The 13,690-nt window shown below is 48.7% G+C and carries 11 protein-coding genes; 8 read left to right on the forward strand and 3 right to left on the reverse strand.

Annotation, left to right across the window (positions count from 1 at the left end; genetic code table 11):
- Positions 1-143: 143 nt before the first annotated feature.
- From IEY46_RS08230 to IEY46_RS08240, 3 genes are all read left to right on the forward strand, one after another.
- On the forward strand, positions 144-1,100 hold the full coding sequence (locus IEY46_RS08230; protein ID WP_188990856.1) for an ABC transporter permease: 957 nt from the start codon (positions 144-146) through the stop codon (positions 1,098-1,100).
- An 18-nt stretch (positions 1,101-1,118) separates the two neighbouring features.
- Positions 1,119-2,042 (forward strand): carbohydrate ABC transporter permease, encoded by a 924-nt coding sequence (locus IEY46_RS08235; protein WP_188990858.1) that lies wholly within the window; start codon positions 1,119-1,121, stop codon positions 2,040-2,042.
- A gap of 123 nt (positions 2,043-2,165) precedes the next feature.
- A complete protein-coding gene (locus IEY46_RS08240; protein WP_188990860.1) occupies positions 2,166-3,674 on the forward strand; it encodes an extracellular solute-binding protein in 1,509 nt (502 codons plus the stop codon).
- Positions 3,675-3,754: 80 nt separating this feature from the next.
- Here the strand turns inward: IEY46_RS08240 and IEY46_RS08245 are convergent, their stop codons facing one another.
- On the reverse strand, positions 3,755-5,329 hold the full coding sequence (locus IEY46_RS08245) for an FAD-dependent oxidoreductase (RefSeq protein WP_188990862.1): 1,575 nt from the start codon (positions 5,327-5,329) through the stop codon (positions 3,755-3,757).
- A gap of 282 nt (positions 5,330-5,611) precedes the next feature.
- Here IEY46_RS08245 and IEY46_RS08250 point away from each other — a divergent pair, with 282 nt between their 5' ends.
- The gene (locus IEY46_RS08250; RefSeq protein ID WP_188990865.1) at positions 5,612-6,682 is read left to right on the forward strand and encodes a phage baseplate protein; all 1,071 of its coding nucleotides are present in this window, start codon (positions 5,612-5,614) and stop codon (positions 6,680-6,682) included.
- Positions 6,683-6,847: 165 nt separating this feature from the next.
- Here the strand turns inward: IEY46_RS08250 and IEY46_RS08255 are convergent, their stop codons facing one another.
- Positions 6,848-7,078: a hypothetical protein gene (locus IEY46_RS08255; RefSeq protein WP_188990867.1), complete on the reverse strand. Its 231-nt coding sequence runs from the start codon at positions 7,076-7,078 to the stop codon at positions 6,848-6,850.
- Positions 7,079-7,401: 323 nt separating this feature from the next.
- On the opposite strand from IEY46_RS08255, the gene IEY46_RS08260 reads away from it, so the two are divergent.
- Positions 7,402-8,094, forward strand: a complete 693-nt coding sequence (locus tag IEY46_RS08260; protein WP_229750207.1) for an ATP-binding cassette domain-containing protein — start codon at positions 7,402-7,404, stop codon at positions 8,092-8,094.
- 28 nt (positions 8,095-8,122) lie between these two features.
- On the opposite strand, the gene IEY46_RS08265 is transcribed toward IEY46_RS08260, so the two are convergent.
- Positions 8,123-9,784 (reverse strand): response regulator, encoded by a 1,662-nt coding sequence (locus IEY46_RS08265; RefSeq protein ID WP_188990871.1) that lies wholly within the window; start codon positions 9,782-9,784, stop codon positions 8,123-8,125.
- 282 nt (positions 9,785-10,066) lie between these two features.
- On the opposite strand from IEY46_RS08265, the gene IEY46_RS08270 reads away from it, so the two are divergent.
- The 3 genes from IEY46_RS08270 (at position 10,067) to IEY46_RS08280 (ending at position 13,675) form a co-directional block, all read left to right on the forward strand.
- The gene (locus IEY46_RS08270) at positions 10,067-11,725 is read left to right on the forward strand and encodes a type 2 periplasmic-binding domain-containing protein (RefSeq protein WP_188990873.1); all 1,659 of its coding nucleotides are present in this window, start codon (positions 10,067-10,069) and stop codon (positions 11,723-11,725) included.
- An 89-nt stretch (positions 11,726-11,814) separates the two neighbouring features.
- Positions 11,815-12,762 carry an ABC transporter permease gene (locus IEY46_RS08275; protein ID WP_188990875.1) on the forward strand — a complete coding sequence of 316 codons (948 nt, stop codon included), beginning with the start codon at positions 11,815-11,817 and terminating at the stop codon, positions 12,760-12,762.
- A gap of 31 nt (positions 12,763-12,793) precedes the next feature.
- A complete protein-coding gene (locus IEY46_RS08280; protein ID WP_188990876.1) occupies positions 12,794-13,675 on the forward strand; it encodes a carbohydrate ABC transporter permease in 882 nt (293 codons plus the stop codon).
- Positions 13,676-13,690 lie beyond the last annotated feature (15 nt).

A 13,690-nucleotide genomic window follows, 5' to 3' on the forward strand; every position in this document is an offset into this window, starting at 1 on the left:
AATGCGGAGTGAGTCGGGTTTTTTTGCCGAAAACTAAACATCAAACTACCAGAAATAGTAATGACTCTCGCCTACTCATCATCATCCGAGGCGTCTACAATTTAAAGTACCAAGTACGTCAAACCACCAAGAGGGGGAGTAAGATGAAGCCTGCGCTGGATAAGCTGCCGCCCACCCGTTCACGCCAGAGTTACTGGAGCCGGCTGTGGTCGGATATATGGCGGGAATGGGACCTGTATATCCTGCTCGTCCCGGGCATTTTGTTTATTCTGCTGTTCAAGTATACGCCAATGTACGGGATTGTTATCGCCTTCAAGGATTTCAACATTTTTACCGGTTTTGCCGACAGTCCCTGGGTGGGAGGCAAGCATTTCGAGAAATTGTTTACTTCGCCGGATTTTGCCCTGGTTTTCAAAAATACGGTGATCATCAGCCTCCTGAAAATCGGTATTCTATTTCCTCTGCCAATCATAGTAGCCTTGATGTTGAATGAAATGCGCCACCTATTATTCAAACGAACGATACAAACCGTCATTTATCTTCCTCATTTCTTGTCATGGGTCATTGTCAGCGGACTGTTCATCGATCTCTTATCGACGAACGGTGGTCTAGTAAACAAGCTGCTGGCAGCGATGAATCACGGACCCATTTCCTTCTTCCTCGACAACAGCATCTTCCGCAGCGTATTGATCACTTCGGCGGGATGGAAGGAGACTGGCTGGAGCACCATTGTGTACCTGGCGGCTTTTTCCAACATTGATCCCATGCTCTATGAAGCTTCCAAAATCGATGGTGCAGGCCGGATGAAGCAGCTGTGGCATATCACCTTGCCGGGAATCGCGCCCATTATCATCCTGATGTTTATTTTGCGCCTGGGCAGTATTCTGGAGGCCGGTACCGAGCAGATTCTTGTGATGTACAATCCCGTCGTATACAAGGTCTCGGATGTTATAGGGTCCTATGTATACCGAATGGGTCTTGGCAATCAGGATTACAGCTTCTCGACGGCGGTTGGCATGTTCGAAGCCGTTATTTCATTTACGCTTGTGATCACCGGTAATGCATTAAGCAGAAAATATTTACAGCGGGGAATCTGGTAAACGGGAGGAGGAACTTAGATGAATAGACGCCCAGCCGTTGAACTTGGGAAAGCAGCAGGCCTAAAAGGTGAGATTAAAAGCTCACTGGCGGAAAAAATATTCACCGTCTTCAATTATTTATTTTTTGTTCTGCTGGGCCTCACCACGCTGCTTCCTTTCGTTAATCTGATCGCCAAATCCTTCAGCAGCGAGGAGGCTGTCATTTCGGGGAGAGTAGGCTTGCTGCCAATAGGGTTTCAGTATGGCACTTATGGATATGTGCTGCAGGATGCGATGTTTCTTAATTCTCTGAAGATCTCTGTTCTCCTGACGATAACGGGGACGGTACTCGGTTTGCTGCTAACGACGATCACGGCATATCCGTTGTCTAAACTCAGGCTGCGGGGGAGAAAGTGGCTGCTGCTGATGTTTATATTCACGATGCTTTTCAGCGGCGGGCTGATTCCCACCTACCTGCTCATGAATAATTTGCATCTGGTCAATACGTTCCCGGTATTGTTCTTACCCGCCATGGTGAATGTGTTCAACATGCTGATTATCAAAAATTATTTCGAAGCACTGCCTGAATCATTGGAGGAATCAGCCAAGCTGGACGGAGCCGGAAACTTCCGGGTGTTCACGGCAATCATCCTTCCCCTATCCATGCCCGTGCTGGCTACGATTGCCTTGTTCTTTGCCGTAGGCTTCTGGAATGATTATTTTGCCTCTATGATCTACATTACAGATCCTGCGCTAAAGCCGCTGCAGCTGTATTTGAAGGAGCTGTTCGTATCATCGGGGGGCGATTTTCTCAAGGACAATGTGGATGCCGCATTGAATACCACGCCGCAATCCATTCAGGCGTCTTCGATCCTGCTGGCTACGATACCGATCCTGCTCGTTTATCCCTTTCTGCAGAAGTATTTTGTCAAAGGCGTTCTGGTAGGCTCGGTCAAGGGCTGATGGTAAGAGCATTAAAGGATGGTGATGCTGCTCCAATTGTGCCTTGATTAGTCTGTAGAAGATCGGATGTCAATTACGTTCATCACAAGAAGTCTAATATTCCACATTTCAGGAGGTTCAAGCATGATGAAGAGAACAGCAAGTCTTGCCCTTATTCTCGGATTAAGCTTAGTTGTCGCAGGCTGCGGCGGTTCGCCTAGTTCAGACCCGGAGCCCGCCCCCGCTGCGGGGAATACCGAAGGGGACAATGCAAATACAAAAGAAGAAACGAAGCCAAGCCTCCGCATGATTATGCAGTACAGCTTATTCGATCCTAACAAAGAATACACCGGCAATTACATCAAGGAAAAAACAGGCTATAACATGCAATATGAAATGCTGCCTGCGGAGAATGCCGATGAAAAGCTGAACTTGCTGATGGCCAGCAAAGAAAGCTTCGACCTTATGAAATTGAGCTCAGCCCAGTTCTATAACCTGGCTACGGCTGGCGCCCTGGAGCCGATTGACGAGCTTCTTGCCGAACATGGAAACTATATTAATCAGGCTATCAAGCCCGAATCATGGGGGAGCGCAACAATTGACGACAAGATCTACGCGCTTCCGGAGACGGGAGCAGGCGTCAGTATCGGGGAGGAGCTGGTTGTAAGGCAGGACTGGCTTGATGAGCTTGGTTTGAGCATTCCAACCACTACGGATGAGCTGTATACCGTACTTAAGACGATCAAGGAGAAGAAGAAAATCATACCGCTGACAGGCAGCAGAGATTCCATCTACGGGGATATCGCTGCAGCCTTCGGGGTCCTCACCGATTGGAAGGAAGTAAACGGCAAACTTGTCCACAAAGCCGAGCAGCCGGAAATGAAAGAATTTCTTGCTTATATGAACAAGCTGTACAGCGAGGGATTAGTGGACACGGAAATGCCCCTTAACACGGCGTCCAAAGCCATTGAGAAATTCTCCAGCGGTCAGGCCGCAGTCTATAAATTAGCTTGGTGGAATGCAGGCAGTACGATCAGCGCGCTGAACAAGAACACTCCTGATGCGGCTGTATCGATCATTCCGTACTTAAAGAACAAAGAGGGAAAAGCGGTTGTGGGAGCTGTAGCCAATACCACCTGGTTCATCGCCATCCCCAAAGCCTCCAAGCATAAAGAGGATGCGATGAAGCTGTTGAACGCCAAGCTGGAGCCCGAAACATTCAAGGGGATGGCGATCGGAATCGAAGGCGTTCATCATGAAGTAAAGGATGGAAAATATTATCCGATATTGCCCAAATTCAATGATGATCTGAGCAATGCCAGCGCATTCATGACAGGCGTAGATGAAGAACATTACCCGGTTTATTGGCAGGCACGTGTTCGCAAAGATCCCATTCTCCAGTCTTATTATGAAAATTTCCAGAAAAACGCGGAAGGAATCATCGTCGTCGATCCGATGTCCCTGGCTCCGCCAATCGAAGCGGTATCCAAAAACACGCTGAAGCTGAACAAGCTGCTGGACGACAATGTACTGAAGTTTATTGCCGGCACGGAGCCGCTGGATGCTTATGACCAGTTTCTGGCTCAATGGCACGCAGAGGGAGGCGCGGATATGGTCAAGGCCGCCAATGAATGGTATTCATCCGCGAAATAACAAAGATGACTCCTGATCAATCACAATCAGGAGTCATCTTTTTTTTGTTAATACCAGCTTATCGAAAGTTCATGCCGCTGTCAGACGGCGTGAATGGCTGGCCATGACAGTTCGATGCCTTCCTGCACCAGCCTTTTCTGAAAGCCTGCGAGCTCTTCTTCGCTGCTGCGGACATCGCTCGGTTTCATGTCATGATCCAGACAATAACCTGCACAATAACCAGCCGCTTCTCCAATGTTCCATTCCACAGGATGCAATCGGTAGCAGCCATTGGTAATATGGGTCACGCCAATGTTTTTACTTGCTGCCAGCACATTGCTCATACGTTTGGGTATGAGGCTGCCGAGCGGAATCTGAAAGGGGAGGGAGGAAATATCAATGTAGGACTGGCCGCCTGTGCTGGGATGCAGATCAATGCGATAACAGCCAATGCCGACGGAATCGTGGAACGATTCCGCTTGGCCGTCCGGCCGGCATGCGGTAGCTACATGCTGCTCTAGAACAGTGAATTCGGCCTCTATTCTCCTGGATTCACGAATATAGGGATACATCGCCATTCCGTCTGTTGTACCGACCACATCAGGCCGCAGACGGAGTCCGGGATATCCTGCTTTGCCATCCGGCCGGGGCGCAGTGGTCTGCAGCCAATAAAGCAGGGAGAGGCTGAGCTGCTTGGCTTGAAACAAATAGCGGGCCTTTTCCTCCGCACTGACATCAATAACCGGTCCCAGCCAATAGTCGTTTTGCGGCCAGTTCACCAGCGATATAGAGCTTGGGAAGGTTCCCGCCCGGAAATGCTGATGATCTACAATTTGACGGTATAGAAACAGGGAAAATTTGTCGGTATCCGCAAACAGCCCGTATTGAACCGGCTCCATCGTAGAAGGTCTAACCCCGCTCAGGCTAAGCAGCTTATCCGGCCAGAAGTCGGGCTTGTAATCCCGCCAAAACTCATACATTTCCGGTTTGGCAATCGTATGATCCTCACCATTCAGATGATCCATCGCAAAGCAGTAAGTAAAGCCCTGCATATTCATGGGTTGTGCCGGTCCTTCTACCGCATGAGGCTCACCGGTCCGGGATATGGATTCCGCTCCGGTCACATATTCAATCCCTGCCAGGGGCAGCAAATCGCCGCATTCTGTAGCATCCACATAAAAAGGGGCGAGCAGCAGCCGTTCATCGCCGGTGTCCAGGCACCTTACTGTAACCGAGCGGATCTGGTCGCCTATGGTCTCGGCTTGCTCAAGCACATAACGATACAGAATCCGAAGCTGGCCGCTGTGGATATACGGGGCCAGCATATTGTGCAGGACAGCTACCGCGGCTCGCGGCTCGTGACAAATACGGCTGACTGAGCCGCTTCCCGGATTCAAATGGGGGAGAGCCCTTGATTCGGCTGTAAGCGGAAAAAACTGCCGGTAATATTGACGAACGCCCTCGCGAAACTGCCGGTAACTCCTTGTGCAGCCAAAGGACTCAATCCAGGGATGCTCATCCGGCGGAACAGCCTGACTTGTCAATTGACCGCCAATCCACAACGTTTCTTCCGTCATGATAACGGTTTTGCCCGATTTCACCGCAGCTAATGCAGCTGCGGTGCCGCCAGTTCCTCCTCCGGTAATGACGATGTCGGCATGCAATTCTCGTTTCATTGCGCAGATCTCCTTTTGCTTAATGAAGTTAAAAGATGTGAGGCCAAGGCAAAGGATAAGAAGCCCCATCCGATCCTGCAAAGGGGACTATCTCCATTTTAGAAGCTGGCAGGAGAAAGGGATAGGGTAGCGGGATGACCATATATGGTAAAATGATGCGTTTTTTTGTTACAAAGAAAGTTGATATCTTACCAGGGATATCATTTTTTTTGCTCTATTCTAATACTGAGAAATCCAATAAACTGTCGTTGTAAGCGAGAATCCTTTTTTGGAGGTGTAATGATGACAAAGCTTGGCAAAGAACGGGAGGATCAGGACGGAAACAGAGGCGCCGCTTCTGCGAAGGCACCCCTGACGAGTAGGTTGACGGAAAAAACGTTCAGCCGCAGAAAATTTTTGCAGCTGAGCGGAGGCATCGCTGTGCTGGCGATGCTTCCAACGTTTACCCTTGGCGGCGGCAAAGCGGCGGCGGCCATACCGGCCAGTCCGCGCTTCTCACTCAGCGGCTCCGGTGGCGAGCTGTTTCGCGAGATAGCGCTTGGAAGTGTAACGGTCCTGCAGTCATTTGGTTTCGACAGTGTCAACAACGCGCTCTATACCGTACAGATTACGTACGGTTCTCCTGCTTCCTCCGGGGATTTGACCGTCACGAAGCTAAGCCTGACCGGGACGATATTGGGTCAAATGCAGCTTAAAGCCTTCGGGCACGGGGTATCGATCGGTGTCGAGCCATCCGGCACTTCAGCTTATTTATGGACGGAAACGGATGGCATCAGCGATGGTACGAACAGCTGGGGAACGAAAATATGCAGATTCCCTTTTGTTAACGGTACCACATTGTTCAATACGGATGCATCGCTTGTCAAATATACTGTACCGGGAACGGGAAACAACAGCTATACCTGCAATATAGACAATTATCATGGCAATCTGGTCGTCCGTTACAGAGACTTCACAACAAATCCGCGTTATGATGTGTTTAATCTGCAGGCCTTCAAATTAGGCGGCCGCACCCCGATTGCCAGCGTCTATCAACCAACGACGCTTGGTGTATTCCAAGGCTACTGCGTTTATGGAAGCTACCTGTATTTACTGGATGGAACGTCATACGGCTCCTCGAATCCATCACCTGGCAATGCGTATTTGACAACTGTAGATCTTAATACGGGAACGCAAGTGGACCGGTTTCTCACTCGCGCAGGGGGCTCGCTGGTCTATAGAGAGCCTGAGGGAATGGCAATCCATCTGACGGATCCGAATAATGAAAGCACAGGCCGATTATGTTTCGGGTTCGCCTCTGGCGCCGGCGGCGGCAGGAAAGCGACTATTTTTTACAAAAATTCGTTTGTATAGAAGATACAGCCGGTGTCGTCTTATCGCATACAGATCCCGTGGAAAGACAGTAGACTGTGCGCGATCATATATACGTAGCTTCGAGTTTGTTGGAATCACAGATCAGGCCCTTGTCACTGATGGGTGACAAGGGCCTGATCCCGTTGTAGTTAGAGGAGTGGAGAGTTACTCCGGAACATAGGTGCAGCTGTAGTCTTTATCCTTCCAGCTGTATTGAAGATGCAATTGATCATCGTTTCTGCCGCCAATCATTGTGAAAGGTTCTGCTGCAGGCTCTTTCAAATCCACCGTTATTTTTTCCCCCTTAGCCGTATAAAACCCGAACCATACCTGCGTATGATTTCCCTTAGTTTCATCGACAATGATCCCTTTCTTATTATTTGGAATCTCATCCATAATGCGAACCCTCGTAAAAACATCCGCCCTTGGAAGAAGACAATTCCCAGATTCCATCAAAATTAATTACATGCGTCTCCTTGATCCAATAACGTAAACTGCAGCCTATTTCCTCTTAAAAAGGCCGAAAATCCATACTTGTACAACATTACCCCCATCTTACCGGCTGGTAAATGGGTTTCAACGACTAATTTTCAAATTTGCCGGCGGTAAACGCTTCTTTCACAGATTCTCAACATACCGTTGATACTGTGTTGATACATAAGGATTACCTTATTGAGAAGGACCGATAGGGCAGGAAAGAGGTGGGAAATTTGCTCCAGGTGATAGAATTGAAGGCCGCTGCTGCCGATCAAAGCATCTCCTTCAAGGCTGAAGAGGGGACAATGACGGGGATCAGGGGAAGCGAGGGGGCTGCATCTGTTCTCGATTGTTTATACCGGACGGTCATTCCTGAAAGCGGCCAAATATGGTATGATTCCTCCCTCTACGGGAGTCTGGATTTGACCAAAGCGGCGATTGGCAAGATCGTGAAATTGCGCATTCATGAGATGCGTCAATTGGACTCCTTGACTGCAATGATCCCCCAATACCGTTTTTCGGTGCTGGATATTGTAGCCGAACGGCTGCTGCACCTGGGTGGTTCTGTTCAGCAAGCAAAAAAAGATTCACAGACCCTGCTGGAGCGGCTTCGAATAAATGAGCAGGTGTGGCACGCGTCACCCGCGGAATGCAGCAATGAGCAGCGGCAATATATATACTGGGCAAGGGCGCTGGTTGCCAGGCCCCGGCTTTTTATCCTGCAAGAGACAGCCGCGAATTTGTTGGATGGGGAGAGCAAACAAGCCATTTTGTCCATCCTTCAAGAAATGGCGTTGAAAGGAACGACTGTCATAGGTATATTCGAGGAGGCCGGATTATGGGAGAAGGCTGCCAGCCAAATGGTTGACACCCGCAAACCGGCATCCTCTAATGAGAGGGCCGTATATTCGTTCCCGGCCCTCACAAGCCAATGAGCATATGGCCCGCTTCACTTCCTGGTCGCTATAGGCGATCTCTATACTCCTGGGGAGTAATGAGCATTTCTTTCTTGAACACTTTAGTGAAGTAATGAGCGGACTCAAATCCGACATGCAAAGCCACCTCATGAATTTTCAGCCTCGGGTTAGCCAGAAGATCCTTCGCTTTGGACAAACGTTTATCTTTCAGGTAATCGGAAATCCGCACGCCTGTTATCTGCTTGTAAAGCCTGGACAAATAGGTAGGATGCAGATAGACGTGTGCGGCAAGCGTTTCGAGAGAAAGGTCTTCCGCCAGATGGTCGTCAATAAATTGATTGACATCCATCAATATTTTCTGGGTGCGGTCCTTCTGATCATCTGTTCTTTGCCGGAACAAAATCGCAGACAGCCTGCTGTAATAAACATCTGCCTCATCCCAGGAACGAAAAGAACCGCCCCGCAGCAAGAGCCCTGTATCCATAGCCTCTGAAACCGTATCGAGAAGGCTCCAATGGTTGATGTAAGCCAGAAACATTGCAGCCAGGGCATATTGGATTTCTACAACAAATGGATAATGGGCAGGGGAAGCCTGCAGAATTCGGGCTGTGTCTGACACATCATGATACAACTCGTTGAATTTTTCCATTTGACCGCCCATAAGTCCGGATTCCAGCTGCTTAATCGTCCTCAGCCGAAGGGCGATGTCCTGTTTGGTCAAGCCCTGCAGCAGGGAAGAGGAGGGCTCTTGCGGTTTCAGATCTGTAAGCAGCATCTCCTGACCATGGCCTAATCCTTGTTGAAACAATCGCTCCAATCTGAGATGCTGCGTAGCCATATCAGCCCATGCACAGCTGGAGCTGCTAATCGCAAGCGATATGGGCAAGCGCAGCAAATTTTTACAAGTCTCCTGAATATCAGGCATCATCCCTCGTACGAATGCCAGGCATTTATCCCAATCCTCCGTTTCCAGCTTCCGGTTCTTTGCGGCAGGCTGTATGAGCAATACCAGGTGGGAGGGTTTCATGGAGAATGAAATGGACCGGAGCGTACTTAAATATTCACGGGCAACATTCTGAATGGCATACATAAACAAGGATTGGTCCGACGGGCCGATATGGGCGGGCCAACGATCGATCCGGCCAATAACCACCAGGGCTGCGTCTTCGGCTGTCAAAGGAATATTCATATCATCGAAACGGTCCTGGTCAATCGACTTAGGGGACAGCTCACCTTGCAGCAGACTGTTCAAATATTCCTTCTGTATCAAGGAATTAGCGGCTTGAAGCTGCTGCTTCGCGCGGTCCAGCAGCTGCTCGGACACCACTTCCTTCTGCAGAAGCTTAATAGCTTTACTGACGGCGGCCAGAATGGGCTCGTCTCCTTCAACCTTCAGTATATAATCCAATCCGCCGTCTCGCATCGCCGTTTGTACATATTCGAAATCACTGTATCCCGTCAGGAAAATAACCTGGCAGCGGGGCCACAGCTTCATGATTTCTTTTTGCATCTCAATTCCGCTCATGCCCGGCATATGAATATCAGTCAGAACGATATCCATCTTGGTTGTGCTCAGGATCCGCAGTGCTTCCAACGCAGAATAGGCACGGTATACACCTAGATCCCCTTGGTTCCAATCCAAAAATTGTTCGTACAGCCCATTTACGATTCTTCGTTCATCATCAACAATCAGCAGGTTGTATATCATGAACCGGGACTCCGAAACTTGCAATCATCCCGGCGTGTTTGCCCTATAATCCGGCTTTCAGCAATCAGGTAATCGATACCGGTTTTGTCCAATTAAGCTCTCTCCCTTCCATAATGTTTTTATTATAAACGTAAATGACTGCTTAGAGATGGCTATACGGCAAGAAGTTGAGGAATGGCATACGATGTCAAAATATTACCGTGGTTGGCTTTCTATCTGATACCTATAATGTGAATGAGAAGTGTGAAGAGCAGTTTTCAAATTTCATGAGGGGGAATACATGTGACACGGAAACAACTAACAACATGTTTATTGGCTGCAATGACTTTTATGGCGGCTTGTTCCAGCAATTCGGAGAACACGCCAACCCAGCCGGACAACAATAAGGAGCCTGTGGCAGCCAATTCAGATCCGTCGGCCAAATACGATCCTCCTATTACGGTCACAACGGTAAGGGCGCAAGCCGATGTCACCGAATTTGCAGAAGGGGATACGATGGACAGCAACATCTGGACCAAGCATTTGCTCGATACATACGGTTTTCAACTTAAGAATACCTGGGTTACCGATTCAGCTGGCTACAAAGACAAGCTGAACGTAACGATCGCTTCAGGTGATCTGCCGGACTTCTTCAAGGTTGATGCCACGCAGTTCAAGCAGCTGGCTGATGCCGGGTCACTGGCGGATTTGACCGATGTTTACAACACCTTTGCATCTGACCTGCTCAAGGGAAAGCTGAATGAAGATGGGGGGAATACCCTTAAAGCCGCTACCATTGACGGCAAGTTAATGGCACTCCCATATGTAACGGCTACGATGGATGGCGCAGGCATGGTCTGGATCCGTAAAGATTGGCTCGATAATTTGAGTCTGTCCGCTCCAAAAACGATGGATGATTTATTAGCAATCTCCAAAGCCTTCAAGAACAACGATCCTGATAAGAACGGGAAAAACGATACGGTCGGATTAGGCATTACCAAAGACATTTTTACCGGGTACGGCGGCTTGAACTTCTTTCTGAACAGCTTCCATTCCTACGGGAAAATGTGGATCGAAGATCCGAAAGATAAAAGCAAGTTGGTGTACGGCGCCGTCCAGCCGGAAGCCAAGAAAGCGCTCAGTACCCTTCAGGAGATGTATAATGCAGGGGAAATCGACAAAGAGTTTTCCGTGAAGACATCCACACAGCTGACTGACGATATCGTGTCGGGCAAAGTCGGGATGGCCTTTGGAACCATGGCCAATCCGATTAATTATTTCAGCAAATCGGTCGCCAAGGATCCGAAAGCCAAGTGGGAGATGTATCAGTTGACTTCCGTAGATGACCAGCCCGTAAAGGCACAGATCAGCTCGGGAATTGGCACATTCTGGGTAGCCAGCAAAAAAAGCAAGTATCCGGACGCATTAGTGAAGACGATGGATGCATTCGTTCAGAAGCTGTTCAGCGACAAAGCGGAATTCAAATTTATGTATGACGGCCCTAATCTGAAATATCATACGTTCAAATACATGGATGTTCAGGCATGGGGCGCACGAAAAAATCTGGATGCTTATCTTGCGGTTAACGCGGCCTTAAAATCCAATGAAGAGAGCAAGCTCAATCCGGAGCAAAAGGGATATTATGATCAGGTGAAAGCCTATCAGGGCGGCGATGCCGCACAGTGGGGAACGTACAAAGTATTCGGTCCCGAAGGATCGCTCGGTCTTCTAGAGAACATTGTGAAGGACAATCTCATGTACCCCGATCAATATTTCAGCATTCCGACAGATACGATGGTTCAGCGTCAAAGCACACTCTCGGATCTGCTTGACGAGACCTACATGGGAATCATCCTGGGCGATTCCGTTGATACGTTCGATGGCATGGTGACGAAATGGAACCAATTGGGCGGAGAAGAAATGACCAAACAAGTGAATGAGTGGAAGTCCGCGCAGCAATAGGAAGCCGCAGTATGGACATGGAGGGAGCTTACCGTTCCCTCCATGTAATTGCCGGAAGATAAACAATAAGGCAGCGAGGAAGATTAATCATGAAAACAATCATAGAAAAGCCGGTGACCGGCTTGGAAACAACAGCTGTAAAAAAACGAACCCGATACAGCCGCTGGCCGCTGCATCTGATGATGATCCCAGGCATCATTCTGGTCCTAATCTATCATTACGCACCGATGCTGGGCCTGGTCATCGCCTTTCAGAACTTCAAGCCTGCGTTCGGGATATTCCGATCTGAATGGGTCGGGTGGGACAATTTCGAATATATGCTGCAGCTGCCGAATATGAGCCGGGTGATCTGGAATACGTTATATATCGCGTCGCTGAAAGTGATAACGGGATTAACATTCCCGATCGGAATCGCTATTCTGCTGAATGAAATCCGGATAACCGCATTTAAGCGAAGCATTCAGACACTCATCTATTTGCCGCATTTTCTATCCTGGATTATTCTCGGCGGCATTCTGATTGATGTGCTCTCGCCATCCAAAGGAATTGTCAACCAACTGCTGCACTGGATTGGAGTTGAGCCTGTCTTTTTTCTTGGAAACGCCAATTATTTTCCTTATGTGCTTGTCACAACGGATTTATGGAAAGAATTCGGGTTCTCGACCATTGTATATTTGGCGGCGCTGACTGGAATTAATCCAAGCCTGTATGAGGCGGCTGTTATGGATGGCGCAAACCGGATCAGACAAGCCTGGCATGTGTCCTTGCCCGGCATGACGCCAATTATCGTCTTGCTGGCGACGCTCAGCCTTGGTCAAATCCTGAATGCGGGTTTTGATCAAGTCTTTAATCTGTACAGTCCGTCCGTGTACGCAACTGGCGATATTATAGATACGTTCGTCTACCGTTTAGGTTTAGGGCAAGCACAGTACTCCCTGGCAACAGCGGTAGGATTATTCAAATCAGCGGTTTCTTTTATATTGATATCGTTATCTTATTTTTTAGCCTACCGGGCTGCCAACTACAGAATTTTCTAGTCTGCTATACGAATTTGAGGGGAGATCCATTTTGGTACACAACCGCTCATGGTTTGGACGCCTGTTTGACATCCTAAATCACTTTTTTCTGATTGCGCTTTCCTTGATTTGTATTTTTCCGCTGCTGCACGTGCTGGCGATCTCATTCAGCAACAGCATATCGGTTGGGGAAGTGTTCTTATGGCCTGTCGGCTTCACGACCGACGCCTACAAATATGTGCTGGATAAACCGGATTTCATAAAATCCGTACTGGTTACTGTGCAGAGGGTATTGATAGGAGTCCCCTTCAATATGCTTATGGTGATTCTGTTGGCATACCCGCTCTCGAAGGATAACAAAGCGTTTCCGCTGCGCACGTTATATGCCTGGTTTTTGGTTTTTACGATTTTGTTCAATGGGGGGCTCATCCCGAATTATCTCGCCGTTCGGTATACTAGCCTGCTTGATACGATATGGGCCTTGGTGCTGCCTAATGCAGTACCCGTCTTCAATGTGCTGCTGCTGCTCAACTTTTTCCGCAATCTGCCGAAAGAATTGGAAGAGGCCGCTTTAATAGACGGGGCAGGACATTGGGCTACACTTATTCGAATCTATTTGCCTTTATCGCTGCCCGCTCTTGCAACCATTACGCTGTTTAGCACAGTGGGTCATTGGAATGCCTGGTTTGATGGGATGATTTACATGAATTCGCCACTGCATTATCCGCTTCAGACCTATTTGCGAACCATCGTGATCGAGCTCGACTTTACATCGCTCGGCTCGGAAGATATTTTGAATCTGATGAACAGTGTATCAGAGCGAACGACCAGAGCGGCCCAGATCTTTTTGGGTGCATTGCCCATCCTTGTCGTCTATCCGTTCCTGCAGCGTTTTTTCATCAAAGGCATTGTGCTCGGAAGCGTGAAAGAATAAATCTCGATCTCCAAC

Origin of the sequence: Paenibacillus nasutitermitis (assembly GCF_014641075.1) — a bacterium.
Lineage (GTDB): Bacteria > Bacillota > Bacilli > Paenibacillales > Paenibacillaceae > Paenibacillus_Z > Paenibacillus_Z nasutitermitis.

Coding starts and splice junctions, on each gene's coding strand:
- IEY46_RS08230 (WP_188990856.1), top strand. CDS start 144: ATGAAGCCTGCGCTGGATAAGCTGCCGCCCACCCGTTCACGCCAGAGT.
- IEY46_RS08235 (WP_188990858.1), top strand. CDS start 1,119: ATGAATAGACGCCCAGCCGTTGAACTTGGGAAAGCAGCAGGCCTAAAA.
- IEY46_RS08240 (WP_188990860.1), top strand. CDS start 2,166: ATGATGAAGAGAACAGCAAGTCTTGCCCTTATTCTCGGATTAAGCTTA.
- IEY46_RS08245 (WP_188990862.1), bottom strand. CDS start 5,329: ATGAAACGAGAATTGCATGCCGACATCGTCATTACCGGAGGAGGAACT.
- IEY46_RS08250 (WP_188990865.1), top strand. CDS start 5,612: ATGACAAAGCTTGGCAAAGAACGGGAGGATCAGGACGGAAACAGAGGC.
- IEY46_RS08255 (WP_188990867.1), bottom strand. CDS start 7,078: ATGGATGAGATTCCAAATAATAAGAAAGGGATCATTGTCGATGAAACT.
- IEY46_RS08265 (WP_188990871.1), bottom strand. CDS start 9,784: ATGATATACAACCTGCTGATTGTTGATGATGAACGAAGAATCGTAAAT.
- IEY46_RS08275 (WP_188990875.1), top strand. CDS start 11,815: ATGAAAACAATCATAGAAAAGCCGGTGACCGGCTTGGAAACAACAGCT.